The 26,992-nt window shown below is 70.7% G+C and carries 26 protein-coding genes, 2 pseudogenes and 1 riboswitch; of the genes and pseudogenes, 19 read left to right on the top strand and 9 right to left on the bottom strand.

What is annotated here, in order from left to right:
- The first annotated feature begins 102 nt into the window (after positions 1-102).
- Genes Voc01_RS02480 through Voc01_RS02470 form a run of 3 tightly spaced genes read left to right on the top strand, consistent with a single transcriptional unit; the run spans position 103 to position 3,333 of the window.
- Positions 103-1,167, top strand: coding sequence for a hypothetical protein (locus Voc01_RS02480; RefSeq protein WP_203925581.1), 1,065 nt, complete (start codon positions 103-105; stop codon positions 1,165-1,167).
- Positions 1,167-2,753: a VWA domain-containing protein gene (locus Voc01_RS02475; RefSeq protein WP_203925580.1), complete on the top strand. Its 1,587-nt coding sequence runs from the start codon at positions 1,167-1,169 to the stop codon at positions 2,751-2,753. Before Voc01_RS02480 ends, Voc01_RS02475 begins: the two co-directional genes overlap by 1 nt.
- Positions 2,740-3,333 carry a hypothetical protein gene (locus Voc01_RS02470; RefSeq protein ID WP_203925579.1) on the top strand — a complete coding sequence of 198 codons (594 nt, stop codon included), beginning with the start codon at positions 2,740-2,742 and terminating at the stop codon, positions 3,331-3,333. Before Voc01_RS02475 ends, Voc01_RS02470 begins: the two co-directional genes overlap by 14 nt.
- A gap of 64 nt (positions 3,334-3,397) precedes the next feature.
- Here Voc01_RS02470 and Voc01_RS02465 read toward each other — a convergent pair whose 3' ends face one another.
- From Voc01_RS02465 to Voc01_RS02455, 3 genes are all read right to left on the bottom strand, one after another.
- Positions 3,398-3,985 (bottom strand): hypothetical protein, encoded by a 588-nt coding sequence (locus Voc01_RS02465; RefSeq protein ID WP_203925578.1) that lies wholly within the window; start codon positions 3,983-3,985, stop codon positions 3,398-3,400.
- Positions 3,986-4,097: 112 nt separating this feature from the next.
- Positions 4,098-4,769 (bottom strand): RICIN domain-containing protein, encoded by a 672-nt coding sequence (locus Voc01_RS02460; protein WP_203925577.1) that lies wholly within the window; start codon positions 4,767-4,769, stop codon positions 4,098-4,100.
- 7 nt (positions 4,770-4,776) lie between these two features.
- Positions 4,777-5,421, bottom strand: coding sequence for a nucleoside/nucleotide kinase family protein (locus Voc01_RS02455; RefSeq protein ID WP_373873777.1), 645 nt, complete (start codon positions 5,419-5,421; stop codon positions 4,777-4,779).
- Positions 5,422-5,503: 82 nt separating this feature from the next.
- On the opposite strand from Voc01_RS02455, the gene Voc01_RS02450 reads away from it, so the two are divergent.
- From Voc01_RS02450 to Voc01_RS52745, 3 genes and pseudogenes are all read left to right on the top strand, one after another.
- A complete protein-coding gene (locus Voc01_RS02450) occupies positions 5,504-6,787 on the top strand; it encodes a citrate synthase (protein ID WP_203925575.1) in 1,284 nt (427 codons plus the stop codon).
- Positions 6,784-7,305 carry an MFS transporter gene (locus tag Voc01_RS02445; RefSeq protein ID WP_203925608.1) on the top strand — a complete coding sequence of 174 codons (522 nt, stop codon included), beginning with the start codon at positions 6,784-6,786 and terminating at the stop codon, positions 7,303-7,305. Before Voc01_RS02450 ends, Voc01_RS02445 begins: the two co-directional genes overlap by 4 nt.
- Positions 7,227-7,799: pseudogene (locus Voc01_RS52745) on the top strand (MFS transporter); the annotation flags it as partial. The gene Voc01_RS02445 and the pseudogene Voc01_RS52745, both read left to right, overlap by 79 nt.
- A 42-nt stretch (positions 7,800-7,841) precedes the next feature.
- Here Voc01_RS52745 and Voc01_RS52740 read toward each other — a convergent pair.
- Positions 7,842-8,126, bottom strand: a complete 285-nt coding sequence (locus Voc01_RS52740) for a DUF6401 family natural product biosynthesis protein (RefSeq protein WP_239159887.1) — start codon at positions 8,124-8,126, stop codon at positions 7,842-7,844.
- A gap of 192 nt (positions 8,127-8,318) precedes the next feature.
- Between Voc01_RS52740 and Voc01_RS02435 the strand changes: the two genes are divergently transcribed.
- Positions 8,319-9,770 carry a glutamate-cysteine ligase family protein gene (locus tag Voc01_RS02435; RefSeq protein WP_203925573.1) on the top strand — a complete coding sequence of 484 codons (1,452 nt, stop codon included), beginning with the start codon at positions 8,319-8,321 and terminating at the stop codon, positions 9,768-9,770.
- On the opposite strand, the gene Voc01_RS02430 is transcribed toward Voc01_RS02435, so the two are convergent.
- Positions 9,730-12,231, bottom strand: coding sequence for a putative bifunctional diguanylate cyclase/phosphodiesterase (locus Voc01_RS02430; protein ID WP_239159883.1), 2,502 nt, complete (start codon positions 12,229-12,231; stop codon positions 9,730-9,732). The two genes, Voc01_RS02435 and Voc01_RS02430, sit on opposite strands and share 41 nt — an antisense overlap.
- 101 nt (positions 12,232-12,332) lie before the next feature.
- Between Voc01_RS02430 and Voc01_RS02425 the strand changes: the two genes are divergently transcribed.
- The 8 genes and pseudogenes from Voc01_RS02425 to Voc01_RS02390 all read left to right on the top strand — a co-directional run bounded on the left by Voc01_RS02425 (position 12,333) and on the right by Voc01_RS02390 (position 19,749).
- A complete protein-coding gene (locus Voc01_RS02425; RefSeq protein WP_203925571.1) occupies positions 12,333-13,532 on the top strand; it encodes a PP2C family protein-serine/threonine phosphatase in 1,200 nt (399 codons plus the stop codon).
- Positions 13,529-13,927, top strand: a complete 399-nt coding sequence (locus Voc01_RS02420) for an STAS domain-containing protein (RefSeq protein ID WP_203925570.1) — start codon at positions 13,529-13,531, stop codon at positions 13,925-13,927. Before Voc01_RS02425 ends, Voc01_RS02420 begins: the two co-directional genes overlap by 4 nt.
- 16 nt (positions 13,928-13,943) lie before the next feature.
- Positions 13,944-14,527: pseudogene (locus Voc01_RS54545) on the top strand (chemotaxis protein CheB).
- Entirely contained in the window at positions 14,524-14,886 is a 363-nt protein-coding gene (locus tag Voc01_RS02410) for a hypothetical protein (RefSeq protein ID WP_203925568.1), read from the top strand. Before Voc01_RS54545 ends, Voc01_RS02410 begins: the two are co-directional and overlap by 4 nt.
- A complete protein-coding gene (locus Voc01_RS02405) occupies positions 14,883-15,596 on the top strand; it encodes an ATP-binding protein (protein ID WP_203925567.1) in 714 nt (237 codons plus the stop codon). Before Voc01_RS02410 ends, Voc01_RS02405 begins: the two co-directional genes overlap by 4 nt.
- Before the next feature lie 45 nt (positions 15,597-15,641).
- Positions 15,642-17,480 carry a CheR family methyltransferase gene (locus tag Voc01_RS02400; RefSeq protein WP_203925566.1) on the top strand — a complete coding sequence of 613 codons (1,839 nt, stop codon included), beginning with the start codon at positions 15,642-15,644 and terminating at the stop codon, positions 17,478-17,480.
- A 95-nt stretch (positions 17,481-17,575) separates the two neighbouring features.
- The gene (locus Voc01_RS02395) at positions 17,576-18,712 is read left to right on the top strand and encodes a SigB/SigF/SigG family RNA polymerase sigma factor (protein ID WP_203925565.1); all 1,137 of its coding nucleotides are present in this window, start codon (positions 17,576-17,578) and stop codon (positions 18,710-18,712) included.
- 68 nt (positions 18,713-18,780) lie between these two features.
- On the top strand, positions 18,781-19,749 hold the full coding sequence (locus Voc01_RS02390; RefSeq protein ID WP_203925564.1) for a LysR family transcriptional regulator: 969 nt from the start codon (positions 18,781-18,783) through the stop codon (positions 19,747-19,749).
- A gap of 24 nt (positions 19,750-19,773) precedes the next feature.
- On the opposite strand, the gene Voc01_RS02385 is transcribed toward Voc01_RS02390, so the two are convergent.
- Together Voc01_RS02385 and Voc01_RS02380 are read right to left on the bottom strand one after the other, a co-directional pair.
- The gene (locus tag Voc01_RS02385; RefSeq protein WP_203925563.1) at positions 19,774-20,082 is read right to left on the bottom strand and encodes an AzlD domain-containing protein; all 309 of its coding nucleotides are present in this window, start codon (positions 20,080-20,082) and stop codon (positions 19,774-19,776) included.
- A complete protein-coding gene (locus tag Voc01_RS02380; protein ID WP_203925562.1) occupies positions 20,079-20,762 on the bottom strand; it encodes an AzlC family ABC transporter permease in 684 nt (227 codons plus the stop codon). Before Voc01_RS02380 ends, Voc01_RS02385 begins: the two co-directional genes overlap by 4 nt.
- A gap of 64 nt (positions 20,763-20,826) precedes the next feature.
- Between Voc01_RS02380 and Voc01_RS02375 the strand changes: the two genes are divergently transcribed.
- The 3 genes from Voc01_RS02375 to Voc01_RS02365 all read left to right on the top strand — a co-directional run bounded on the left by Voc01_RS02375 (position 20,827) and on the right by Voc01_RS02365 (position 24,217).
- The gene (locus tag Voc01_RS02375) at positions 20,827-21,384 is read left to right on the top strand and encodes a helix-turn-helix domain-containing protein (RefSeq protein WP_203925561.1); all 558 of its coding nucleotides are present in this window, start codon (positions 20,827-20,829) and stop codon (positions 21,382-21,384) included.
- A 472-nt stretch (positions 21,385-21,856) separates the two neighbouring features.
- Positions 21,857-22,894 (top strand): LPXTG cell wall anchor domain-containing protein, encoded by a 1,038-nt coding sequence (locus tag Voc01_RS02370; RefSeq protein WP_203925560.1) that lies wholly within the window; start codon positions 21,857-21,859, stop codon positions 22,892-22,894.
- 282 nt (positions 22,895-23,176) lie between these two features.
- A complete protein-coding gene (locus Voc01_RS02365) occupies positions 23,177-24,217 on the top strand; it encodes a hypothetical protein (RefSeq protein WP_203925559.1) in 1,041 nt (346 codons plus the stop codon).
- Between the two features lie 51 nt (positions 24,218-24,268).
- Here the strand turns inward: Voc01_RS02365 and Voc01_RS02360 are convergent, their stop codons facing one another.
- Together Voc01_RS02360 and Voc01_RS02355 are read right to left on the bottom strand one after the other, a co-directional pair.
- Positions 24,269-24,898, bottom strand: coding sequence for a hypothetical protein (locus Voc01_RS02360; protein WP_203925558.1), 630 nt, complete (start codon positions 24,896-24,898; stop codon positions 24,269-24,271).
- A gap of 81 nt (positions 24,899-24,979) precedes the next feature.
- Positions 24,980-25,993 carry a coiled-coil domain-containing protein gene (locus tag Voc01_RS02355; RefSeq protein WP_203925557.1) on the bottom strand — a complete coding sequence of 338 codons (1,014 nt, stop codon included), beginning with the start codon at positions 25,991-25,993 and terminating at the stop codon, positions 24,980-24,982.
- An 11-nt stretch (positions 25,994-26,004) separates the two neighbouring features.
- Positions 26,005-26,142, bottom strand: a riboswitch (cyclic di-AMP (ydaO/yuaA leader).
- A 176-nt stretch (positions 26,143-26,318) separates the two neighbouring features.
- Here Voc01_RS02355 and Voc01_RS02350 point away from each other — a divergent pair.
- A complete protein-coding gene (locus Voc01_RS02350; protein ID WP_203925556.1) occupies positions 26,319-26,987 on the top strand; it encodes a DUF2470 domain-containing protein in 669 nt (222 codons plus the stop codon).
- The last annotated feature ends 5 nt before the right edge of the window (positions 26,988-26,992 follow it).

Raw genomic sequence — 26,992 nt, 5'->3', positions numbered from 1 at the left:
TAGCAAGATCAAGTTAACGCACCCCGGGGGTTAACCCGGAGTTCGTCGAGGCTTCTCGATACGTCTTCCGTGGGCGCCCCGCAGGGGCGCCACCGTGAGGCCGTGCGACGAGCATTGAGCATCCTTCTCGCGGTGGCCCTCCTCGGTGGAGTGGCCGCCGCGATCTACTTCGGCCGCGAGTCGGAGAGCGGGGCCGACACGGGCACCGGGCTCACCGAGCTCCGCGGCGTGATCGGGTCGGAGAAGCGCACGCTCTTCGACGACCCCGAGTTCGCCCGCGCGTTGGCGAAGCACGGGCTCACGGTGACGGTCGACCAGGCGGGGTCCCGGCGCATCGCCGAACTGGACCTCGCCGGGGTCGACTTCGCGTTCCCGTCGAGCCTGCCGTCGGCGGAGAAGATCCAGCGTACGAAGAACATCCAGAAGTCGTGGTCGCCGTTCTACTCGCCCATGGCGGTCGCCACGTTCACACCGGTCGCCGACGTGCTGGAGGCGCAGGGGCTGGTCCGCCGCGACGGCACCTACCGGGTGCTGGACGTCCGGGCGTTCGTCGCGGCGGCCGGGCGCCAGCTGCGCTGGAACGCGATCCCGAACAACACGGCGTACCCGGCCAGCCAGGTGGTGGCGATCACGACCACCCATCCGCGCGACTCCAACTCGGCGGCGATGTTCGCGGCGGTCGTCTCGTACGTCCTCAACGACCAGAACGTGGTGCGCGACCAGGCCCAGCTGGCACGGGTACTGGAACGGGTCGTGGGCCTGTTCCTGGCGCAGGGCTACCTGGAGACGAGCACCGAGGGCCCGTGGGAGAGCTACCTCGCCACCGGGCTCAACTTCAAGCCGCTGGTGTGGGTCTACGAGGCGCAGTACGTGGGCCGCCTGCTCAAGGGCGGCGTGCGGCCCGACTCGGAGCTGATCTACCCGTCGCCGACGGTGCTGTCGAAGCACACGCTCGTGCCGCTCACCGACGGCGGCGACCGGCTGGGCCGGTTGCTCACCGAGGACCCGGAGCTGCAGCGGCTGGCCGCGAAGCACGGGTTCCGCACGACGGCGTTCAGCGCCGTGGTGGGGGAGAAGGCGCCCGACACGGTGCCCAACAGCGTCGATCCACCGGCGTTCGAGATGCAGGAGGCCATGCTCGACGAGATCGCGAGGCGGTACAAGTGATGAGGAAGCTGGTAGCGCTGGCCGCCGTCGTGGTCCTGGCCGTCGGCGCGTGCACGTCGGAGCCGGAGGTTCCGAAGCAGGGTGACCCGGGACGCGCGGCCGCGGGGCCGGCCGGCACCCTGCGCGTCCTCGCCGGCAGTGAGCTGCAGGACCTCGAACCGATGCTCGGCGAGATCCAGCGGGCCACCGGGGTGTCGCTGGAGCTGACCTACACCGGCACCCTCGACGGCGTCGAGCGCGTCTACACGGGAGCCGCGGCCAAGGAGGCCGACGCGATCTGGTTCTCGTCGAACCGGTACCTGGAGCTGCACGGCGACGCCGTCGGCAGGACCTCCACGCAGACCAAGGTGATGGCGTCACCGGTGGTGCTCGGGGTGCGTACGGCGCAGGCGGCCGAGCTGGGCTGGGACACGCGCCGCCCGACCTGGAAGGAGATCGCCGAGGCGGGTGCCGCGGGCCGGTTCACGTACGGGATGACCAACCCCGCCGCGTCCAACTCGGGGTTCTCGGCGCTGGTGGCCGCGGCCTCCGCCTTGGCGGACGCGGGTTCGGCGATCACCGGCGACCAGGTGCGCGAGGTGGGTCCGCGGCTGGCCGCGTTCTTCAAGGGACAGGCGCTCACGGCCGGCTCCTCGGGGTGGCTGGCCGACGCGTTCACGCGACGCACCGACGTCTCCGGGCTGATCAACTACGAGTCCGTGCTGCTGTCGATGAAGGCGAAGGGGGCCGACATCACGCTCGTGCACCCGAGCGACGGCGTCGTCACCGCCGACTACCCGCTGACGCTGCTGGCCGGCGTTTCCACCGAGGTCCGCGACCGGTACCAGCGGGTCGTCGACTACCTGCGCACCGACGACGTGCAGCGCGGGATCGTCGAGCGCACCAACCGCCGGCCGGTGGTGGCCGCCGCGGCACCGGCCGACCGGTTCGTGGGTCCCCTCGTGGAACTGCCGTTCCCGGTGCGGCTCGACATCGCCGACGCGCTGATCGCCGCGTACCTGAACAACCTCCGGCGGGCGCCCCGCACGCTGTACGTCCTCGACCTCTCCGGATCGATGGCCGGTGAGCGCATCGCGAAGCTGAAGGCCGCGATGACCGCGCTGACCGGCGCCGACACCAGCCTCTCCGGCCGGTTCTCCCGGTTCGCCAACCGCGAGCAGGTGCTGCTGGTGCCGTTCAGCACCCGGCCGATGGCGGTGCAGCGGTACGACGTGCCCGCGGAAGGTCCGGAGGCGGAGCTCGCCCGGATCCGCGCCGCGGTCGAGGCGCTGAAGGTCGGCGGCGACACGGCCATCTACGAGGGACTGGCGACCGCCTACGCCGAGGCGCGGAAGCTGATCGCGGCCGACCCGTCGCGGTTCACCACGATCGTGCTGCTCACCGACGGGGTCCGTACGACGGGGCGCGACCTGGAGGCCTTCCGGTCGGTGGTGGGCGGGTCGCCGATCCCGGTCTTTCCCGTGCTGTTCGGCGAGTCGGTGGTCGCGGAGATGGACGAGGTCGCGCGGATGACCGGCGGGCGGGTGTTCGACGGTCGCAGCGGGTCGCTGCAGGACGTGTTCAAGGAGATCCGTGGCTATCAGTAGATATCTGGTCTCGAACCGGAACCTCGTCGGGTGCGCGCTGGCGCTGGTCGGGCTCGGGCTGCACCTCGTCGGGGTCGCCGGTCGGTTCTGGCCGCTGGTGATGGTCGGGCTGTACCTGCTGGGTGTGGTGGTGACGCCCGGTCAGCGGGTCCGGCTGGTCGGCACCGGTCCGCAGGACCTGAGGGCGGCGTTCGACCGGCTGGTCCGCCGGGCGCGCAAGGAGAAGGTGCCGACGCTGGTGCTGGTGCGGCTGCGCCGCATCGAGGTGCTGGTCGACGGGCTGCTCGCGCGTCCCGCTGAACTGGCCGCGCATCCCGACGCGTGGCTGGCCGTCGACTCGGCCGTGCGCACCGACCTGCCGGCCTCGTTCGAGGCGTACCTGAACCTGCCGCGCTGGTACGCCGGCCGCCGCCAGCTGCCGGGCACCGGCCGCAGCGCCGAGCAGGAGCTGGTGGAGCAACTGCGGTCGGTCGAGCGGGTGCTCAAGGCCACCGCCGACACGGTGCACGGCGACCGGGCGCGGTGGCTGGTCGAGCACGGCCGCCGGCTCGACGAACAAGCGGAGCAGGCCGGTCCCTGACGGGGGACCGGCCTGCTCACTTCTATGTGGTGGTGCTCTCAACCGTGGTGCCTTCAGCGGTACCTCAGACCTTGGTGCCCTTCTCCAGGACCTTGGTGGAGACGGTGAGGGTCTTCGACTTCGGCTCACCCGAGCCGCCGGTCGTGTAGATCGTGTACTTGTGGGTCTCGGTCGAGCCGACGGCGCCGCCGCAGCTGAACGTGAACTCCATCGTCTCCTCGGGGCCGTACGTGCCGTACGAGCCGACCCGGTGCGGGTCGTCGACCGACAGCGCGACGCCGGTGGCGCCGGTGACCTTCCACTTGATCTTCAGCGGGACGGCCGGGGTCTCGTAGGCCGTGGTGCCGCTGGCGCAGCGCGGCTGCTGCACGATCTCGAAGCTGACGATCTGCGCGCCGCCGCCGTTGTGGCCGCCGTTGCCGTTGCCGTTGCCGGTCTTGCTACCCGGCGCGCTGGCGCTCGCGCTCTTGGTCGGGCCACCCTTCTTGCCGGCGTCGGCCGACTCCGACGCCGAGGCGGATGCCGCCACCGGAGTCGGCACCGACGGGGCGTCGGCCTTCTTGTTCCCGAAGGAGACATCGCAGCCCGTCATCGACAGGACAGCGACCAGACCTCCCAGCGCCACCGCGCCGACCCGAACCGCCTTGCTCATTTCCGCCTCCGCGTTGTTCCTCGTTGCGAAAGACGTTATGGGTTCCGCGGCGGCGACTGATCACGGCTTCGTGCCACGTGACCTGCGCATACTCTGTCGCCTGGGCGACACATCAGGCCGGCTGGAGGACCCAGCGCTGGGCCGAGGTGCCGTTGCAGACGTACTGCTGCACCGGCGTTCCGGGTGCCGGGTTGTTGTCCTGCACGTCGAGGCAGCGGCTGCTGTGCTGCGCGCCGAAGGTCACCGTGCCGTCGGCGTCCATGAACATCGTCCAGTGCTGGTGGGGCGCGTCGCCGCAGGGCTCCTGCTGCACCCGGGCGCGGTCCTCCGCGGCGGCACCGGCGACGGTGAGGCACAGGCCGGTGGCGCCGTTGACCATCATCCCGGTGGGCGTGCGCTGCCACCGCTGGTTCGGGGCGCCCGCCGCGCACGGGAGCATCAGCAGCAGTCCGCCGGCGCCCGGTTGGTCGGGCTGCAGGTCCAGGCAGAGGTTCGTGGCCTGGTTGCGTACCGCGCCGAACTGCTGCGGCTGCGGGGGAGCGCTCGACGGTGGTGCGCTGCTGGGCGGCGCGCTGCTCGGCACCGGCCGGCTCGACACCGGTGCGGCGCTGGGTGGCGCGCTGGCGGCGGCCCGCGCCGAGCCGACGGGTTCGGCGTCGTTCATGGCCTGGAACGCCAGCGCGATGCCGGTCAGCACGCCGACGAGCAGCACGGCCAGCGCGACGAGAACGAGGGCGTGCGGCCCACGGCGACGGGTCCCGTAAACCGCGGTTGTACGCGTCACCGCGACATCATGAACGCATTGACCCGATCATGGAAATCGCGGGATGGTCCGGGTCGTCGGACCTGACCACCACGTCGGCCCAGTCGGCCGGGCTCACCTCGTCGGCGTACCGGTCGTAGGCGGGCAGCGTCCACCGGTCGGCGGGCTCCGTGCGCCGCTCCAGCGCCGCCGGGGTCATGAGCAGGTGGACGGTGTAGTCGACGGCCAACCCCGTGCCGAGGAGGAGGGGACCGTGGAGCAGCAGCACCCCGCCCGGCGGCAGGTCGACGTACGGGCTGCGGGTGGCCCGGTCGGTCGCCGGGTCCCACAGGTCCGGCAGCACCCGGCCGGTGGTCCCCAGTTCCCCGAGCACCTCCCGGGCGAGCGCCGGTAGGTCGAACCAGTTCTCGTAGAACGAGTCCGGGTTCGTGCGTCCGCGCTCGAACCGGATCGACGCCGGACGCAGGAAACCGCTGGTCGCGACCGTCAGAGCGGCCCTGCCGCGGGCCCGGAGCGGATCGACGAGGCTCGTCGCCAGCCGGTCCGGTCGCGCCGGTGGCGGTCCGTCGACGGCCACGCTCAGGTACCCGTCGGGACCGCGTGCGGCGAGGTCGTCGGCGAGCGCCTCGGACAGGGCCGCGGGGGTGATCGGGCGGAAGTGCACCCGTCCCATGGTGCCTGCCGGTGTGGCAATCAGTCGTGCGGGTGACAATGGACGTTAGGCCCGCCAGCTACATCCGAACGGAGCGCCTCTCATGACCGACTTCAGCCTGGAACACCCGGGCGGAACGCTTGCTCTCTCCGTCCACGAGGCGGAAGAAGGCCCGGCCGGTATCGAGATCACCAAACTGCTCAAAGAGACCGGTTCGGTCACATATGACCCGGGCTTTGTGAACACCGCGTCGTGCCGGTCCGACATCACGTACATCGACGGTGACGCCGGCATCCTGCGCTACCGGGGCTACCCGATCGACCAGTTGGCGGAGAACGCGTCGTTCCTCGAGGTCACCTACCTGCTCATCTACGGTGAGCTGCCGACGGCGGCCGAGCTCGAGGCGTTCAGCGACAAGGTGCGGCGGCACACGATGCTGCACGAGGAGATGAAGGGGTTCTTCGCCGGTTTCCCGAGCGACGCCCACCCCATGCCGGTGCTGTCGTCGGCGGTGAGCGCGCTGTCGACGTTCTACCAGGACAGCCTGAACCCGTTCGACCGTGACCAGGTGGAGATCTCCACCGTCCGCCTGCTGGCCAAGGTGCCCACGATCGCGTCGTACGCGTACAAGAAGTCGATCGGACAGCCGTTCCTGTACCCGGACAACTCGCTCGGATACGTCGAGAACTTCCTGCGCATGACGTTCGGCGTGCCGGCCATGCCGTACGAGGTCGACCCGGTGATCGCCAAGGTGCTCGACATGCTGTTCGTGCTGCACGCCGACCACGAGCAGAACTGCTCCACGTCGACGGTGCGGCTGGTCGGCTCGAGCCAGGCCAACCTGTTCGCGTCGGTCTCCGCCGGGGTGAACGCCCTGTTCGGTCCGCTCCACGGCGGGGCGAACCAGGCGGTGCTGGAGATGCTCCAGCAGATCTGCGACGACGGTGGCAACGTCGACACCTTCGTCGACAAGGTGAAGAACAAGGAGGCCGGCGTCCGGCTGATGGGATTCGGCCACCGGGTCTACAAGAACTACGACCCGCGGGCGGCGATCGTGAAGAAGGCCGCCCAGGACGTCATCGCCCGCATGCCGGAGCCCGATCCGCTGCTCGACGTGGCGATGAAACTCGAGGAGATCGCGCTCGCCGACGACTTCTTCGTATCGCGCAAGCTGTACCCGAACGTCGACTTCTACACCGGGCTCATCTACAAGGCGATGGGCTTCCCCACGAAGATGTTCACCGTGCTGTTCGCCCTGGGCCGGCTGCCCGGGTGGATCGCGCAGTGGCGCGAGATGATCCAGGACCCCGACACGAAGATCGGCCGCCCGCGGCAGGTCTACACGGGGGCGGGTGAACGCAGCTTCGTCGCGATGGACAAGCGCTGAAGCAAAGCCTCTGGCAGCACAGGGACTTCCGCCGGCTCTGGGCCGGCGACACCCTGAGCCAACTCGGCTCGCAGATCGGGGTCCTCGCGATCCCGCTGGTGGCGATCACCACGCTTCACGCCACCACGTTCCAGGTCGGCCTGCTCGTCGCACTGCAGTCGGCGGCGTTTCTGGTCATCGGGCTCCCGGCGGGGGCCTGGAGTGACCGGATGCGCCGCCGGCCGGTGCTCGTCACGGCCGACGTCGTGCGGGCGGTGCTGCTGCTGACGATTCCGGCGGCGGCACTGCTCGACTCCCTCACGCTGCCGCACCTGTACCTGGTGGTGGTCGGGCACGGCGTGGCGACGGTGTTCTTCGACGTGGCACACCTGTCGTACGTGCCGGCCCTGGTCGGGCGCGAACACCTGGTGGAGGGCAACAGCCGGCTCGAGACCACGAAGTGCGGGCGGAGATCGCCGAGGGCCTGCGGTTTGTGTTCGGCCAGCCGGTGCTGCGGGCGATCGCCCTGCAGGGCATGACCGCGGTGCTGTTTCTCGGTGCCCAGCAGGCGGTGCTGCCGCCGTTCCTGGTGCGGACGGTCGGGTTGACCGCCGGCACCATGGGTGTGTTGTTCTCGCTCGGCAGCCTCGGCGCGGTGGCCGGTGCCGTTCTGTCGGCCCCGTTGACCCGCCGGATCGGGCAGGCCCGCGCCATGATCGGTTACGTCCTGGTGGCGACGTCGTGCGCGCTGCTTCCGCCGTTGACCGGTACCGGCTGGCGGTTGGGGTTCTTCGTGGTCGGCACGATGGTGATGCAGGGGTTCATCGTGGCCTTCAACATCGTGCAGTTGAGCTACCGGCAGACGATATGCCCCGACCGTCTGCTCGGCCGGATGAACGCGACCATGCGGTTCGTGATGTGGGGCCCGATGCCCGTGGGTGGCCTGCTGGGTGGAGTGCTGGGCACCGCTCTGGGGCTCCGGACGACGATGTGGATCGTCGCCGTCGGGCTGGGGCTGCCGGTGCTCTGGCTGGTGTTCTCGCCGGTGGGCACGGCAGCCTGGCGGGGTACCGGGCTAGAGGAGGCCGGCGGTCTCGGCGAGCGCACAGATCGCGACCAGGCGGAGCACGTGCCCGTTGGCGGTGTTCCAGTCGATGGCGTCGGGCTCGGGGATGGTGTAGCCGTGCCGGTTGAGCAGAGCGAGCACGGAGCGGGCGTACCCGGCCAGCGACACCAGGTCGACGGCGCGGTCGGAGGCGCGCAGCGTCTCGCGGACGGCGGCGGCGTGCTGGTCGACGGCGGCCTGCAGGCCGGGGTTGCGCAGGGCGGCGACGAGACCGTCGACACCGACGCTGGCCATGAGCTGGTCGAGGACGGCGTGGGCGGTGAGAACCCGGGCTGAGTGCGTCATGTGAAGACCGTATGGGGGCATGGCACCCCCTTACCCAGGGAGCAACTCCCAAGCACTTTTTGATCCACCGATCTGCAACTCGCCGAAACGGAGTGTGGGAGGACGGTGGCGGGGCGGTTGCAGGTGTGTCACGGTGACGGCGTGGGCAAGGATGTGGAGCGCCGCGAGTTCAGCCGCGAAGACCGCATGCGGTACCGGGAGAAGGTCCGTACGAACCTCGACGCCCTGACCCGGATGCTCGCCGAGACCCAGTTCGAGTGCGACCGGCCGCTCACCGGCCTGGAGATCGAGCTGAACCTCGTCGACGAGCAGGCCGAGCCGGCCATGCGCAACGCCGAGGTGTTGGAAGCGGTCGCCGATCCGGACTTCGTCACGGAGCTCGGCCAGTTCAACATCGAGATCAACGTGCCGCCCGACGTGCTGGAGGGCGACGGGCTCGCCCGGTTCGAGAAACGCATCCGCGGCAGCCTCAACGCCGCCGAGGGCCACTCGGCCGCGCTCGGCACGCACACCCTCATGATCGGGATCCTGCCGACCCTGCAGGAGCACCACCTCCATCTGGGCGCGCTCAGCGACAACCCGCGGTACGAGCTGCTCAACGAGCAGATCTTCACCGCGCGCGGCGAGGACATGCTCATCGACATCGACGGCGTGGAACGCCTGGTGACCCGCACCGACTCGATCGCGCCGGAGGCGGCCTGCACCAGCGCCCAGCTGCACCTGCAGGTCGCGCCGTCGAACTTCGCGATCTACTGGAACGCCGCGCAGTGCATCGCCGGCGTCCAGCTGGCGCTGGGCGCCAACTCGCCGTACCTGTTCGGCCGGCAGCTGTGGCGGGAGACCCGGATCCCGCTCTTCGAACAGGCCACCGACACGCGGTCCGATGAACTGAAGATCCAGGGGGTACGGCCGCGCGTGTGGTTCGGAGAGCGCTGGATCACCTCGATCTTCGACCTGTTCGAGGAGAACGTCCGGTACTTCCCGTCGCTGCTGCCGATCTGCGAGGACGAGGACCCGCTGGCGGTGCTCGACGCCGGCGGCGTGCCGAAGCTCGGCGAGCTGACGCTGCACAACGGCACGATCTACCGCTGGAACCGGCCGGTGTACGCGGTGGTGGACGGGCGGCCGCACCTGCGGGTGGAGAACCGGGTGCTGCCGGCCGGTCCGACCGTGGTCGACATCATGGCGAACGCGGCGTTCTACTTCGGGCTGGTGCGCATGCTGGCCGAGGCCGACCGTCCGGTGTGGACGCAGATGTCCTTCAACGCGGCCGAGGAGAACTTCCACGCCGGCGCCCGCGACGGCATCGACGCGTTCCTGTTCTGGCCCGGTATGGGCACCGTGCCGGCCACCGAGCTGGTGCTGCGCCGGCTCCTGCCGCTGGCCCACCAGGGGTTGGAGCAGTGCGGGGTCGACCGGGGTCACCGCGAACGGCTGCTCGGGGTGATCGAGCGCCGCTGCGTGGTGGCGCGCAACGGCGCCTCGTGGCAGGTCGACGCGGCCTCCCGCCCGGGGGCGACGCTGGCCGGGATGCTGACGGAGTACCGGTCACTCATGCACGAGAACGTTCCGGTGCACGACTGGCCGGTATGACTTCGTGGTCGCGGAGCCAGGTGGCGAAGGCGTCGGCCGGTAGGGGACGGGAGACGTAGTAGCCCTGGATCAGGTTGCAGCCCTCACGGGTGAGGTGGGTGTAGGTGTCGAGGTCCTCCACGCCCTCGGCCACCACCTCCAGGTCGAGCGCGTGGCCGAGCTGCACGGCGCTCGTGACGAGCGCGCGGTCGCGCCGGTCGACCGCCATGCGCTGCACGAACGACTTGTCGATCTTCACCTCGTCGATCGGCAGGTCGCGGAGCCGGCCCAGCGACGAGTAGCCGGTGCCGAAGTCGTCGATCGCCAGCTTGACGCCGAGCGTGTGCAGCCGGTCGAGGGTCCGCAGGCTGCGGGTCGGGTCGGCCATGATGCTGCTCTCGGTGATCTCCAGGGTCAGCGCGTGCGGCGGGACGCCGGTCTCGCGCAGCAGCCGGGCCACGACGTCGGGCAGGTCGGTGTCGAGCAGGCTGTTCGGTGACAGGTTCACCGCGACGCCCAGGTCGTGGCCGGTGCGGCGCCAGGACGCGCACCGGCGCAACGCGACGTCGAGCACGTGCAGGGTCAGCGGACGGATCAGCCCGGATTGCTCGGCCAGCGGGATGAACTGGTCGGGCGGGATGAACCCCTGCTCCGGGTGGTGCCAGCGGGCCAGCGCTTCGGCGCCCGTCACGTGGCCGGTGGCCGGGTCGACCTTCGGCTGGAACACCACCTGCAGGTCGCGGTGGTCGATGGCCTGGCCGAGGTCGCCGATCAGGGCCAGCCGCGTCGGTGTGTTCCGGTCCTGCGACGGGTGGTAGACCCGCTCGCCGGAGCGGGTGTCCTTCGCCGAGTACATGGCGACGTCGGCGCGCTGGAGCAGCGTGCGCGCGTCGGTGCCGTGCCCGGGTGCCAGCGCGATGCCGGCGCTGGTGCGGGTGGTGAGACGCAGTGAGCCCACCGGGAGCGGCCGTTCCAGCGCGGCGGTGAGCTCGGCCGTGACGGCCGCCGCCGCGTCCTCGGTGCCGGCGCCGGGCAGCAGCACGGCGAACTCGTCGCCGCCGAGCCGGGCGACCACGCCGCGCCCGTCGAGCTGGCTCTTGAGGCGGTTGCCGATCTCGCACAGCAACGCGTCGCCGATGTCGTGGCCGAGCGCGTCGTTGACCTCCTTGAACCGGTCGAGGTCCATCAGCACCACGGCGGCCGGCCGGTCGCCGTCGACGGCCTCCTGCACCAGTTCGTTGAACCGCGTGCGGTTGGGCAGCCCGGTCAGCGGGTCGTGCTGAGCCAGGTGCTCCTTCTCGGTGACCTCGTGGCGCAGCCGGTCGACCAGGGCCGCGTTGGTCAGCGCGACGCTCGCGTGGTTCGCCAGCGCCTGGAAGAGCTTCAGGTGCTCGGAGGTGAAGGTGGGGCGGTCGGAGAGGCTGTCGGTCACCGTGAGCACGCCGGTCCCGTCGCCCATGGGCAGCGGGACCGCGATGCCGTCGTGCGGCTGGCGGTCGGGCAGCGGGGACAGGAGCACCGGGGTACCCGTGGCGGCCGGCGTCCACCAGCGCTCCGGCCCGTCGGCCGGTATCCAGACGCTGGTCAGATCGTCGGCGCCGGTCAGCCGGGTGTGCAGGAGACCGCGATTGTGGGTGTCGGGCACGATCAGCTCGGCCGACGCGGCCCGGAGCTGGTCGCGGATCTGCGTCAGTACGATCCGGGCCACCTCCGAACTGTCGCGGGAGCCGTCGAGCTCGCGGGTGAAGGCGTACAGGTCCTCGACCTGGGTGTGCCCCTGGCTCTGCCGCACGTAGGCGCGGTAGCCGATGTACGTGACCGCGCCTGCGACGCCGAGGAGCGCGAGGGCCCGGGCGTCGTGCCGGATCGCCACCGCACCGATCAACGCGATGGTCGCGGTGACCGCCACCAGCGGCAGCCCGTGGAAGGCCTGGGTGAGGCGACGCAGCTCGCCCGGGTCGTCGTGCAGGGCGATGACCACGGTGATCAGCGCCGCGGCCAGGGCGTCGGAGACGAACACCGCCACGTAGGTGGCGAGCCATTCGCGCGGACCCACGTCGGTGGGCCGACCGACCAGCGCGGCGAAGACCAGCGCGGTCACGGTCGCCTGCAGACCGATCAACGCGACGTTGAACCCGAGCTTGCCGCCGCGCTGGCGGCGCAGTACCGCCAGGCCCAGGCCGCCGCCGACCACGCGGGCGACCAGCAGCACGACCGGGTCGACGGCGAAGATCCCGAGCACCACCGGGAGCTCGCTGACGCTCATCGCGTGCCCGCCGCGGCGGACCCGCAGGTGGATCACGAACCCCTCGGTGACGAAGAAGATCGTCGCGAGCACGACCGCGGCGGCCACCTGGCCGGCCACGTCGGGCGGGCCGCCCCACAGCAGGTGCAGGCCCTGGGCGGCCACGATCGCCGCGGCGAGAACTGTGCTCAGCGCGACGACCCGGTTACCCGGGTGGGACCACCAGCGCGCGCTCAACTCCAGCTCCCGTCCGCTCGTCTCTTCACCCTGGGTTGTCGGCCGATCCTCGGGAGACCTGAACCGTTCCATCGGGCCGGCGGGCCGGTAGCGTCACCCTCATGTCCGAAGCGAGCAGTGACTCGGCCTGGGCGTGGCGGACCGCGACCACGGAGCTGCTGGCGCGCACCCGGTTCATCACGCCGAGCCGGCTGCCGGCGGCGGTGGCGGAGGCGGCCGGAAAGGCCGGCACCACCACGCGCATGTATCTCGGCGACCACGAGCAGCGCCGGCTGCGCCCGTTCCCCGCCGTCGGCGACCCGTTCCGGATCGACGCCTCGCCGGCCGGTATGGCGTTCCGTACCACCAGCCCGGAGCGCGAGGGCGGCTGGCTGTGGTACCCGCTGCTCGACGGCACGGAGCGGCTGGGGGTGCTCAGGCTGGAGGCCGCGGCGGCCGACCGATCCGATGCCGCCGTGCGGGCCGAGGTCGACCGGTTCGTGGCGCTGGTGGGGCACCTGATCGCGGTGATGTCGGCGTACGGCGACGCGTTCGAGCGGATCAGGCGCAGCGAGCCGATGTCGGCCGCCGCGGAACTGGTGTGGCAGATGCTGCCGCCGCTGACCTACGGGGCCGACAACTTCGTGATCTCCGCGATCCTGCAGCCGGTGTACACGATGGGCGGCGACGCCTTCGACTACGGCGTGTTCGACTCGACGCTGCACCTGGGCATCTTCGACTCGACCGGGCACCACCTCCGGGCCGGGCTCACCACTGCGGTGACGCTCTCGGCCACCCGGGCCGTCCGTCGGGCCGGCGGTGGCCTGATGGCACAGGCGCGGGCCGCCGACGAGGCCCTGGCCAGCGAGTTCGGCGACTCCCGGTTCACCACGGCGGTACTGGCCACCATCGACCTGGCGAGCGGCGCGGTGCGGTACGTGAACGCCGGCCACCCGCCGCCGCTGGTGCTCCGCAAGAACGAGATCGTGGCGACCCTGGACGGCGGTCGGCGGCTGCCGCTCGGGCTCGGCGGCATCGCGGCCGCCGAGGAGCCGGCGGAGGTGCGGTTGGAGACGGGTGACCGCCTGCTCGCCTACTCCGACGGCGTGATCGAGGCGCTGGCCCGCGACGGCGCCCCGTTCGGCATCGACCGGCTGACGGAGCTGGCGGCCCGGCACGCCGCCGACGGGCTGCCGGCACCGGAGACCCTGCGTCGAATGAACCACGACGTGCTCGCGCAATATGACGGTCCGCCGGCAGACGACGCTACGCTACTTCTTGTGGAGTGGGCAGGCGACGCCGTCGGGCGGCTGGCGCCGTGACGGAACTGCGGGTCGGTATCGACACCCGTCCGGGTTGGACGGTTCTCGTCGTGCGCGGGAAGATCCTGTTCGACACGCACGAACCGCTGAGCCGGGCGCTGAAGGAAGCGATGGCCGGGCACCAGCCGAAGATCGTCGTGGATCTGCACGAGGTCACCGTGTGCGACTCCAGCGGGCTGCAGTTGCTCGTAGACGCGTACCGTCAGGTCACCGCGGCTGGCGGGGCGTTCCGGCTGGCCCGCGCCCGGTCTCTGGTGCGGCGCGTCCTTGACATCACGAACCTCACCACCATCCTGGTGGTGCACGACTCGGTCGACGCGGCTGTTTCAGCATCGCCAGGGTCGGGTAGCGAGCGTGAACCAGGTGACCGTCGTCCAGGCGGGCCTTCAATCTGACAATCGGGTGAGATAAATGACAGCCACCGGCCCGGCCGTCGTGGTCGTGGCGGGCGCATCAGCCGGTGGGGTCGAGCCGTTGCGGGCGCTCGTGGCCGGCCTTCCGGCAGATCTCGACGCCGCCGTGCTGATCGTGCTGCACGTTCCCCGTGACAGTTCGAGCGCGTTGCCGGCGATCCTGAGCCGGTGCGGACCGTTGCCGGTGAGCCACGCGGTCGACGGTGAGCACCTGATGTTCGGGCGGGTACTCGTCGCGCCGCCCGACCATCACCTGATCGTCTCCGATGGCGCGTCCGCCTCTCGCGCGGGCCGACCGGGAACGGCCACCGGCCGGCCGTCGACCCGCTGTTCCGGTCGGTCGCGCGCGCGTGGCGTGACCGGGCGGTCGGCATCGTGTTGTCGGGCAGCCGTAACGACGGGACGTCGGGAGCCATCGCGATCGCCGACGCGGGCGGCACCGTCTTCGTCCAGGACTCCGGGGAGGCATTGCACCCGTCGATGCCGCGGTCGGTGGAGGAGCACGTCACGGCTGCCGTGGCGCGGACGGGCGGGACGACCTCTTGGCACGGGAGACGGCGATCGCGATCATGGCTGACGTGACCATCGACGAGTCGAATGCCCGGCCGGCGGGCTTCGGCTGTCCGCACTGCCATGGGGCCCTGTTCGAGATCCCCGGTGAGCCCGCTCCACGGCTCCGGTGCCGTGTCGGTCACGCCTGGACGGGTGGCACCCTCCTCGACGAGCAGGGTGCCGCCATGGAGGGCGCGGTGTGGATGGCGTTGCGCGGCCTCGAGGAGAAGGCGGCGCTCAGCCACCAGATGGCCGAGGCGGCCCGCCAGCGGGGCAGCGGGCTCGCGGCCGAGCGGTACGACGCGGCGGGTGCCGACAACCTGCAGGCGAGTCGGCTGATCAGGCGGCTCGTCGACCAGATGGCGCCCGATCCGGACGACGACCGATGATCTCCGATCTCACCGAGGTCGACGGGCCGGCCGGTCGGGCGGCCGTCGTCCGGCTGGCCGGCGCGCTGACGTTCGACACCGCGCCGGATGCCCGGGTCAGCCTGTTGAAGGCGGTGGCCGCCCAGCCGGTCGTGGTGGTGGTCGACGTCACGGACCTGATGGTGCCCGACGACGTCTCGCTCACCCTGTTTCCCGCGATCGCGCGCCACGCCGCGGCCTGGCCGGGGATCCCGCTGGTGCTGGCCGCGCCGAGCAGGGACCTCGTGGCGGCGCTCGAACGCACAGCGGTGATGCGGTACGTCCCGGTCATCTCGACGGTCGTGGCGGCCTGCCGTGCCGTCGACAGCACCCCGCCGCGTCGCATCACCGAGGCTCTGTCGACCGGCCCGCAGGCCGTGGCGACGGCTCGTTCGATCGTCCGTGACGCCTGCGAGCGATGGCTCCACCGGGAGATCGCCGACACCGCCGAGCTGGTCATGTCCGAGCTCGCCAGCAACGCGGTCCGGCACGCTCGCGGCGGGGTGGAGGTCTCGGTGGCCCTGCGGCAGCGTTACCTGCACCTGTCCGTCCGGGACCGGTCCTTCGAGCCGGCCCGGATCGGTCACAACGGTGGCCGCGGGCTGCTGCTTGTCGACGCGTTGACCAACGGGTGGGGCTGCACCGACGTGGCCGACGGCAAGGTGGTCTGGGCGACCCTACGCCTGGCCTGACGGTGTGGTGCGTGACCCGCGTCACCGGCGCGCTACGGTGAGGCCGTGACCCAGCCCGATCCGCAGTTCGAGGCGCTGCTGATCTATCTGAAGGAATCGCGCGGCTTCGACTTCACGGGGTACAAACGGTCCAGCCTGATGCGCCGGGTGGGCCGCCGGATGAGCCAGGCGGGGTTCGAGACGTACCCCGAGTATCTCGACTACCTGCAGGTCCATCCGGACGAGTTCACGGCGCTGTTCAATACGATCCTGATCAATGTCACGGGCTTCTTCCGGGACCCGGAGGCCTGGGACCACCTACGCGCCGAGATCCTGCCGATGTTGGTCCGCGGGTCCGGCCCGATCCGGGTGTGGAGCGCCGGCTGCGCCAGCGGCCAGGAGGCGTACACCCTCGCGATCGCGTTCGCCGAGGCTCTCGGCGTCGAGACGTTCCGCCAGCGGGTGAAGATCTACGCCACCGACGTCGACGAGGACGGGCTCACCCAGGCCCGCCAGGCCTCGTACACCGAGCGGGAGATGGCCGGCCTGCCGCAGGACATCGTCGAGCGGTACTTCGACACCAACCGCAGTCGCTTCACGTTCCGCAGCGACCTGCGCCGATCGGTCATCTTCGGACGGAACGACCTCATCCAGGACGCGCCGATCTCCCGCATCGACCTGCTGGTGTGCCGAAACGCACTCATGTACTTCAACGCCGAGGCGCAGTCGCGCATCCTGGCCCGGTTCCACTTCGCGCTGTCCGACAACGGGGTGCTCTTCCTCGGCAAGGCGGAGATGCTGCTCAGTCACGGCGATCTGTTCGTGCCGGCCGATCTGAAGCGGCGCATCTTCCGGAAGGTCCCGCGGCACCTTCCCGCGAACGGGCCGTTCCACATCCAGCCGGTGCCGAGCCGGCCGGCCGAGGAACTGTCGGGGCTCGACCGGGTTCGGACGGAGGCGTTCCTCGCCAGCCCCGTGGCGCAGGTCGTGGTCACCGGTGACGGCCTCGTCGCGCTCACCAACCGGCAGGCCGAGATGATGTTCGGGGTGTCGGCCCGCGACGTGGGCCGGCCGTTCCGTGACCTCGAGCTGTCGTACCGGCCGGTCGAGCTGCGCGGCTACATCGAGCAGGCACAGGTCGAGCGACGTCCGCAGCGGGTGACCGGGATCGAGTACGGGCGCGGTCCTGACGACGTGCTGCACCTGGAGGTTCAGGTGAACCCGTTGGTGGACAGCGAGTCCCGGCTGCTCGGCGTGGTGCTCGTGTTCCTCGACGTCACGGCCGGCCGGCGGCTCCGGGACGAGCTGGAACACGCCAACCGCCAGCTCGAGACGGCGTACGAGGAACTGCAGTCCACCAACGAGGAGCTGGAGACCACCAACGAGGAGCTCCAGTCGACGGTCGAGGAGCTGGAGACCACCAACGAGGAGCTCCAGTCGACCAACGAGGAACTCGAGACGATGAACGAGGAGCTCCAGTCGGCCAACGACGAGCTCCAGGCCATCAACGACGAGCTGCGGGACCGCACGGCGGAGCGGGACTCGGTGAACGCGTTCCTGGAGACGGTGTTCGTGAGCCTGAAGGCCGGCGTCGTGGTGATCAACCAGGATCTCCAGGTGCGGGTGTGGAACCGCCGCTGCGAGGACCTGTGGGGTCTGCGCGCCGAGGAGGCGGTGGGGCGGCACTTCCTGAACCTCGACATCGGGCTGCCCACCGACCAGCTGCGGCCGATGATCCGCAAGCTGCTCGGCTCCGACGACGGCAGCCAGGAGATCCGCCTGGCCTCGGTCAACAGGCGCGGCCGGCAGATCGAGGTTAAGGTGATGGGGACGCCTCTCCGGCGCGACGGCGATGGCACCCCCGGCGTCATCCTGATCATGGAGTCGGTGGAGCCCGTCGTGTGACATTTCCCGTCGCACCGGCACGATGAGAAACGACGCAGCTCGTTTGGTCACTGTGCCTCGTGGTACGACGACAGTCCTAGCCCCTTGGAGGTGGCGTGGACGAGACCACGTTCGACATCTGGCGGGTCGATGACGTCGATGTGGTTCGGGTCGAGGGCGTACTCGATCTGGTGGCCACCGTACGTTTACGGCTCACCCTGTTCGGCCGGCTCGACGCGGGTGCCCGGCACATCGCCGTCGACCTGTCGCGGGTCCGGCTGATCGACGCCAGCACGGTCAACGTTCTGCTCCGCGTGCGCGAGCGGCTCGCCGAGGAGGACGGGTCGCTGATGGCCCGGGGAGCCTCCGGCCTGGTGCTCCAGGTGCTGGAGATCGCCGGTGTGGCGAAGCAGCTGGGCGCCTACGACCCATTGCCCGAGCGGCTCTCCGACCCGTCGGCCGACACCGCGGTCGCCGCGCCCGCCGGCAGCCGGCACGGGCAGTGGGGCGATCAGGTCAACGAGAAGATCGGCCGCATGTGCGCCGAGCCGGAGGGTTCGGCGGCCCGGGCGTCGCTCCGGGAACAGGTGATCACGCTGTGCCTGCCATTCGCCGAACGGCTCGCCCGGCGGTTCTCCGGGCTCGGCGAGGCCTCCGCCGACCTCGGCCAGGTCGCCGCGCTCGGCCTGCTCAAGGCCGTCGACCGGTACGACCCGGGCATGGGTACCGACTTCGCCGCGTACGCCACCCCCACGATCGTCGGGGAGCTGAAGCGGCACTTCCGCGACCGTGGCTGGGCCGTGCGCGTCCCGCGCCGCCTGCAGGAACTGCGGCTCGACATCAACCGGGTGCGCAACGACCTCACCCAGGAGCTGAACCGGTCGCCCACGGTCGCCGACCTCGCCCGCCGGCTCGAGGTCGACGAGGAACAGATCATCGAGGCGATGACCGCGGCCGGCGGGTACCGGGCCACCTCGCTGTTCACCCCGGTGGGCGGCGACGAGGGCAGCACCTTGATCGACCTGCTGGGCTCCGAGGACTCCTCGATCGCGGCGGTCGACGCGCACGAGTCGCTCAAGCCGTTGCTCGCGGCGCTGCCGGAGCGCGAGAAGGACATCCTGGCGATGCGGTTCTTCGGCAACCTGACGCAGGCCCAGATCGCCGAGCGCATCGGAATATCCCAGATGCACGTATCCCGGCTTTTGACCCGCACGCTGGCCCGTCTCCGGGTCGGTCTGACCGCCGACGACTGAACGTTCGAGGGAACGATGGAGGGACGTAGGGCTTCCTTGCATCCTCCGTTCGGCCTACCGTCGGCAATATGGAACTGGAGTTGCGCCACCTCAAAGTGGTGTGCGCGATAGCGGAGCTTGGCAGCGTCACGAAGGCTGCCTCCGCGCTGGGTCTCGCCCAACCGGCGCTGACGGCCCAGTTGCAGCGGATCGAGCGCACTCTCGGCGGGGCGCTCTTCGAACGTGACCGGCGGGGTGCCCGTCCGACGGCTCTCGGTGAGCTGGTGCTCAACCGGGCCCGGGTGGTGCTGCCGGCGGTCGACGGATTACGCGACGAGGCGGCCCGTATGGCCGGCGCCGGCACGTCGGAGCTGCGGTTCAAGATCGGAACGGTCGGCGGGCCGATCCTCGGCGGGCTGGTCGACCGGCTCGCCGTCGAACGCCCGGACGTGCAGCTCACCACCTACACCTCGCACTACGCCGACGAGCTGACCTCGATGGTGCTCGCCGGTCGGCTCGACCTCGCCCTGGTCGGGGTCTGCGGCAACGCGGGTCCACCGGTCGCGCCCGGGATGGTCTGGCGTGAGGTCGCGGTCGAGGCGGTGGCGGTGCTGCTGCCGGTCACCCATCCGTGCGCGTCGCTGTGCGAGGTGGAGCTGGCGGAGCTCGCCGACGCCGACTGGATCGCCCTGCCCGGCGACGGGTGCTTCGCCGAGTGCTTCGCGAAGGCGTGTGCCCGGGTCGGGTTCACGCCGCGGCCGATGCAGGAGGTCGACCACTTCGGCGCGGTCGACCTGGTGGCCGCCGGTCGCGCTGTCGCGCTCTGCAAGCCGACGATCCGCACGCCGGCCGGTGTGGAGGTGGTCCCGCTGGCCCACGGGCCGCTGCGCTGGCGTCACCTCCTCGGCTGGCATCAGGATGGGCGGGTCGCCGCCCTGGGTCCGGAACTGGCGTGGAACGCCAACCAGGGCCACGCGGAGGCGGTCCGGCGCACCACCCGCTACGCCGACTGGCTCGCCCGCAACCCCGGCCTGGTGGGCGACGCCCAGGCCGCCTGACAGGACCCTCGCACCCCCGGCCGATCAGCGCACCCCGGCGAGCCTGAGCAGCGCGGTGGTCCCCGCCGCGACGATCACGACGACCACGAACGGCAGCTTCCGCCACGCGGCGACGGCACCCGCGACGACGCCCGCGGGCCGCGCCCACCCGGCGAACTCGGAGCCGGCGAACAGTGCCGCGGTCGCGATCAGCGCGGCGAGCAGCGCCACCGCGGAGTGCGCGAGGTAGGTCTGTACCGCCGCCGGAAGGCGCAGGCGCCTGCGCAACAGCGGCCCGGCGAGCCGCAGGGCGTAGGTTCCGGCGGCCAGGGCCGCGATTGCCAGCCAGGTCATCGGTGGTCGCTCTTTTCCTGCGTCGGGACCGGGAGCGCGAACACGAGTCCGAGCAGCGCGACGAGCACGGGCAGGCCGGGCGGCAGGAACGGCGTGGCGACCAGGGCCACCGCGGCCGCGCCGAGCGCCACCCGCAACGCCGGCCGCTCCTTGAGCGAGGGCAGCAGCAGCGCCAGCATGCCGGCCGGGAAGGCGGCGTCGACGCCGAACGCGTCCGGGTCGCCGACCGCGCCGCCGGCGACGACGCCCACGACGGTCCCGACGTTCCACACGACGAACAACGCGCCGCCCGCGAGCCAGAACGCCTGGCGACGGGCTCTGTCACCGGTGCGGGCGAGCGTGAACGCGACCGCCTCGTCGATGATCAGGTGGCTTCCGAGGAGCCGGTGCCGGCCGAGAGCGTCGCCCATGGCCAGGCCGAATGGCAGGTGACGGGCGTTCAGTACGAGGCCGCCGAGCACCGCGGCCACCGCGGTGCCGCCGGCACCGGCGACACCCACGGCCAGGAACTGGGCGCCGCCGGCGAACACGAACACCGACATGGCGACCGCTTTCGCCCCGGACAGGCCGGATGCGACCGCGATCGCGCCGAAGGAGATGCCGATCACGAACGCGGCGGCGGCGAGGGCGGTGACGTCGCGGGCCAGCCCCGGCGGTAGTGTTCGGAGAAACGAACGCATGTTCTCTACCATGAACCGCTCAACCTGCGTTCGTCAAACCGAATTCCTGTACGGGAGACCGAACATGGACCAGCGACGCGCGCCCATCGACACCATCGCGGCCGCGATCCGGCGCGAGCGCGAGCGGGTGGGGCTGTCCCTGAGCGAGCTGGCGAAGCGGGCCGGTGTGGCCAAGTCGACGCTGTCGCAGCTCGAGGCGGGTACCGGCAACCCCAGCGTGGAGACGCTCTGGGCGCTCGGGGTGGCGCTCGACGTCCCGTTCAGCCGGCTCGTCGAGCCGCGGTCCGCGCCGATGATCGTGATCCGGGCCGGCGAGGGGCCGACGGTGCCGGCCAGCGAGGCCAACTACTTCGGCACGCTGCTGTCGGCCTGCCCGCCGGGTGCCAGGCGCGACATCTACCTGATCACGGCCGAGCCCGGCCCGGCCCGCGAGGCCGACGCGCACCTGCCGGGCAGCATCGAGCACGTCGTGGTGATCTCCGGCCGGCTCCGCGCCGGGCTGCCCGACCACCTGGTCGACCTCGACCCCGGTGACTACGTGATGTTCGCCGGCGATGTCTCCCACCGGTACGAGGCGCTCGTCGCCGGCACGGCCGCGGTGCTGGTCATGGAGCACGTGTGACGCTCCGGGCCGAGTGGCAGCACGAGCGCGACCGGCAGCTTCATCTCGGCGCCGAGCCGCCGCCGCGCGCCGCCGATCCGGTGGACCGCTTCACCTGATCGTCCTGGTCAGGTGGGCCTTTCGGGGTCACCCGACGGGTGCTTGAGATTCGGTCCGGTGGGGTGTCCCGGCGTGTCGACCAATAACGACTCAGTAACACTCGATCTCCACCGGGTCCGGTTTGAACGAAAACGTCGGCGTTCCCGCTCATGCAGAGTGACCGTTCGATTGCAGTTTGAGATTCACGCTCGTCACGGCCTTTTCGCAGCCTTTGATCGGCCTTTATGCTCCACCGGTCATCGAATGAGACGCCCGTTCCCGATGGCGCCAGAGTGACGAGAAGCCTTTCTTCGCAGCGGTTCCCGAGAACCCCTGCCGAGCGAGGCTGCTCCGGCGTGCCCATGGACGGGTGAATGAGACCTTGGGGGCTCGTTTGCGCCGCTTCGCTCGGCTTCCCAGCCGGATCCTGGCCGTATCCGCCGCCACGTTCCTCGGTGCCGTCGGCGCCGTCGCCTTCTCCGCCGCACCGGCCAGCGCTCATCACGCGACCCTGACGCACGACGTCGTCTGCGGCGAGCGGCCCGGCACCGCGGTGGTCACCTGGACGGTCACCAACACCCACGACACCAAGGCGGCCACCATCCGGCGGGCGTCCCGGCCGATCGACGGGCTCCGCAACGACACCGCGGTGCCCGCGAAGGGCTCCGTCGAGGGGTCGGAGACGGTCACGCTTCCGGCGACCGACGCGAGCTTCAGCTTCATCATGAAGTGGCAGGGCTTCGAGGAGCCGATCTCGTCGACCGTCGATCTCAGCAAGCTCGACTGCGAGCCGGCCAAGGAGCCGACCCGCACCGCCACGAGCAACTGCGACGGCACCCTGACGGTGGTGGTCACGAACGCCGACGACAAGGCGCGCCGGATCGCCATCAACGGCGAGGGCGAGTACAACGAGCGCAGGAACCTCCAGCCCGGTGAGAAGTGGGAGCACGTGGTGCCCAAGGCCCACGCCGGAACGGTCAGGGTCAAGTGGAAGACCGCCAAGGAGAACGACGACACCGACGGCGGGTGGGAAGGCGACGAGAAGTTCAACTGGGCCCAGCCCGAGGCGTGCTTCGACGTCACCACGAAGTCGACCTGTGAGGACCTGACGATCGCCGTCGCCAACACGGGGAAGATGGCGATCAAGGCCGAGGTCACCGTCGGCGACGAGGCGAAGCAGGTGGAGATCGAGCCCGGCAAGAGCGCCGAGATCGCGATCGACGCCGTCGACGGCCTGGTGGCCAAGCTGGTCGTCACCGGTGACTACTCCAAGGACTTCGCGTGGGCCAAGCCCGCCGACTGCTCCGGCGGCCCTCTGCCGGTGACCGGTGCCAACGCCGGTCTGCTCGCCGGCGTCGCGCTGGTGCTCGTGTCCGGTGGCGGCGGCCTGTTCTTCCTGGCCCGCCGGCGGCGCGTCCGCTTCGCTGCCTGATCTGACCTGAACCACCCGCAGCCGGGGTCGGCCCTCTCCAGGGCCGGCCCCGGCTGCTGTATGCATCGATACCGTGAAATAAACCGAATTTATGCTTGTCGTGGACTTTCGGCCGGCTTTGATCAGCCTTTATGATCCTCCGGTCATCGATTGAGACGCCCGTTCCCGATGGCGCCCGCCTTACGACGAGCCTTACCGCGCAAGGGTTTCCCTCGACCGACCCGGCCCGGTGAGGCGGCTGCGGCGCGCCCATCGACGGGCGATCGACCTGGGGAGCTCGTCTTGAGTCGCATCACCCGGCTTACCCGCCGGACCCTCGCCCTGTCCGCCGCTACCTTCCTCGGCGCCGTCGGCGCCGTCGCCTTCGCCACCGCGCCGGCGAGCGCCCACGCGGCCTCGCTCACCTCGACCGTCGCCTGTGTCGAGGGCAAGCCGAACACCGTCAAGGTCACGTGGAAGCTCACCCACGACATGGACAAGCGTGCCGACGTCAGCGACGTCGTCCTCAACAGGACGCCGGGCGGGGTCGGCCAGATCCAGAACGGCGCCCAGCTGGCGTCGAAGGAGTCGACGCTGGTCGGGTCCAGGGAGTTCGCGACCGACGCCGGCGCGCAGACGCTGACCGCCACGGTCAAGTGGCCCGGCACCACCCAGGAGAAGGGCGTCGCGAACACCGCCCGCTGGAACCGGTTCGACTGCGGTCCCGAGGAGAGCGCGGCCGTCAGCGACTGCAACGGCCTGCTCACCGTGAAGATCCAGAATGTCGGTGCCCAGCCGAAGCTGTACGAGGTCGTGCCCAAGGGCGGCACCACGCAGAGCAGGATCCTGGCGCCCGGACAGGTCTGGGACGTCGTGATGGCCCCCCAGGAGCACGCCGGCGAGGTGAAGGTCCGGTCCAAGCGGGCCAGCGACCAGTCCGACGGCGGCTGGAGCGAGAAGTCCTTCTCCTGGGTCAGGCCCGACGCGTGCTTCGAGGCCACCTCGAAGTCCACCTGTGAAGACCTGGTCATCACGGTGAAGAACACCGGCGCCAAGCCCATCAAGGCCACGGTTGCGGTCGGTTCCACGTCCAGGACCACGGAGATCCAGCCCGGCAAGGAGGGGAGCCTGTCCCTCGACGGCGTCGACGGCCTGGTCGCCAAGCTGACCGTCGACGGCAAGGCCACGGACTTCGCCTGGGCCAAGCCGGCCGGCTGCGACCCCGGCCTGCCGGTGACCGGCGCGAACGCCGGCCTGCTCGCCGGTACCGCCCTGGTGCTGGTCGCGGGTGGCGGCGGCCTGTTCTTCCTGGCCCGCCGGCGCCGCATCCGCTTCGCGGCGTAAGCACACACACGCAACCCGGGGTCGCCTCGCGAAGGGGCGGCCCCGGTCGTGTCAGCCGCGGAGGAAGCTGAACGCGGCGATCAGGGCGATCCAGGCCAGCGGCATCCCCACGAAACAGATCGCCCCGCCGAGGCGGGCCTGCTTCGGCAGTCCGGCGCCCACCCGCGGCTGGCCCACCGTCGCCACCGTGAGGTAGCCGGCGAAGAAGGCCAGCGCCGGCAGCCCGCACAGCGACCACGCCAGCACCCCGAAGTCGGTCTCCTGGCTGACCGTCACCAGCCCGCACTGCACCAGCCACCCGACGGCCGCCCAGGCGCCGTAGATGAGCGCGTTGCGCGCCGTGGGGGAGGCGTCGGGAAGCAGGATCGGGTTGGCGCCGATCTGCTCGGCCCGGCGCGCCTGCACGTCGGCGGCGTTGGCGGCGTCGGCGGCCAGGTGCAGGGCCTGCGCCACGTCGGTGACGGAGCTGCGGTCGGCCTTGCCCGTCCAGGGCTCGGGCAGCTTGAGCGTGGTGGCGAGGTTGTTCAGCAGCTCACGCTGCGCGTCGAGATGCCTGGTGAGCTTGTCGAGGTCGTCGGCGGCCGTCCGGCTGACCGCGGCCCGGTCGGCGGCGGCGGCCTCCTCGGCTCTGCGCAACTCGGCCAGTTCCTGAGCCGCCCGGGCGTAGTCCGACCACGTCACGCATCGAACTCTACCGAAAACGCGAAGCGGCCCCGGGCGTCGAATCCCGGGGCCGCTCGAATTCGCCCGTGAAGAGGACGGTCACACGATCGACAGGTGCACGTGGTTCGTGTGGTCGCACGCCGGGCTGCCGCACTGGCCGCCGTAGGTCTTCCAGCTTCTGGTGGCGGTCTGCCAGATCTGCTTGAACCAGATCACGTACAGCACACCGAGGCGGTCGGCGTTGGCGATGTAGAAGCCCGCCAGGTTGTTGCCGTACGTCCGCGCCGCACCCGTGGCGACCCCGCCGAAGGTCTTCTCGTCGGAGGCCCAGTCGCACGCGCGTCCCCGGGGATGTTCGCCACCGTCCTCGCCGGGCCGGTAGCACCCGACGAACCGGGTGAACCCCGCCGCCTTGGTCTGGTTGTACGCGTGCAGGGTGCGCGGGGTCAGGCAGCCGCTGGTCGTCGGATCGTCGACGTTGCACGACTCCTTCGGCCAGGAGCCGTCGGAGTTGCGCGGCGCCGGCTGAGCGGCCGGCGAGTTGGCGCTGACGAAGCCGGCCGAGTTGACGCCGCCGACGTTCGCCACGGCCTTCTCGGCGTCCTTCTTTTTCTTCTCCATCGCCGCGAACTGCGCTTCCTGTACCGCGACCTCGGCGTCGATCTGCTTCTTGGTCTCGGCGAGTTCGCGGTTGAGCTGGTTGAACTCCTTCAGCTTCTTGTCGTTGCGCAGCGCCATCCCGTTCGCGGTGGAGGCCTTGTCGACGAAGTCCTCCGACGTGGCACTGCCCAGCAGGGCGGCCGCGGTGGTGAGGCCGTTGTTGCGGTACGCCATCAGGAGGAGGCCGGTGGTGGCCTCCCTGGTGGCGTCGATCCGGGCCTGAAGGTCGGCGATCTTCGTGTTGAGGTCGGCCTGCCGCGCGCGGGAGGCGTCGAGCAGCCCTTTCGCTTCGAGGAACCCGCGGTTGGCCGCTTCCAGTTCGTCCTTCAGGGTCTTCGGTGCTGCACCGTCTTCACCGGGTTCGGCGGCGGCGGGGTTCGCGACGAGTATCGCGAGAAGCGCGGACAGGACCGCGACCAGCCACCATCGCCGACTGTGGTTGTCGGTCACCATGGGCGTGGAACTGTTCCTTCCGTCGGCCGCCGACCGGGTTAGCTGACGGGTTCGGGACGGAACAGTGGTGCCCCTACCGCTTTCGCGGATTCACCCCAATGGTGCGTGGGTCCCCGGCTCGCTCATGAGCGATTAGGCGGCAGCCACCACCGGCACCGGGGGGCGCCGCCTGGCAGTAGCCGAGCGACAGATTAGCCAACATCACGACCGGGCTGCACCCTTCCGGTGCGATTACTACCGGTAGCCAGCGTCGAGGAGACGGGGAGTGAACGTTTTGCTGGATCCCGGGCCTGCACTAAGGTAAGCCTTACCTACGGAGGTGGACATGAACGAACCCTCGCCCGCGGAACGGCTGCGCTCGCTGCTCTGCTCCGCCTCCTCGCTCGACATCGTCGCGGCCGGCCGGCGCGTGTCGCTGCTCGACGGTCACGCCGTCGACGCCGACGGCCGGCTGACCATCGAGGTGCCGGCCGACAGCGCACTGGCGCTGGAGCTCGCCGAGGGTCCGTTGCCGGCCATCGTCGAGATCACCGACGTGTCGCCGGTTGCGATGCGTAACCGGATCCGGGCCCGGGCGACCTTCGCCGGCGGGCTCCGGTCCACCACCGGAACAACGACGCACTTCGATCTCGCCGCGGCCGACCTCACCGAGCGCGGCGTCACGACGCACGTCTCGCCGGCCGAGTTCGTCGCCGCCGCGCCCGACCTGCTCGCGACCCGCGAGGCGGCGCTGCTCTGCCACCTCGTCGACGCCCACGCCGACCTGGTCAGCTGGCTCAGCCGGCTGGTGCCGGTCGAGCGGCTGCACGGGGTCACGCGGGTGCATCCGCTGCACCTCGACCGGTTCGGCATCGTGCTGCGGCTGGAGTTCCCGAGCCGCGACCGCGATGTCCGGCTCCCGTTCGGTCAGCCGGTCCGAACCGTCGAGGACGCACCGAGCCGCATGCTCGAACTGCTGGCCCGTGCCCGGACCTGCCGCAGGCGGGTCGCGTAGGTCAA

The sequence above is a fragment of the Virgisporangium ochraceum genome (genome assembly GCF_016863655.1).
In the GTDB taxonomy this organism is placed as follows: Bacteria; Actinomycetota; Actinomycetes; order Mycobacteriales; family Micromonosporaceae; genus Virgisporangium; species Virgisporangium ochraceum.
The sequence above is the reverse complement of the archived record's forward strand: the minus strand, read 5'-3'. Positions and strand labels throughout refer to the sequence as shown.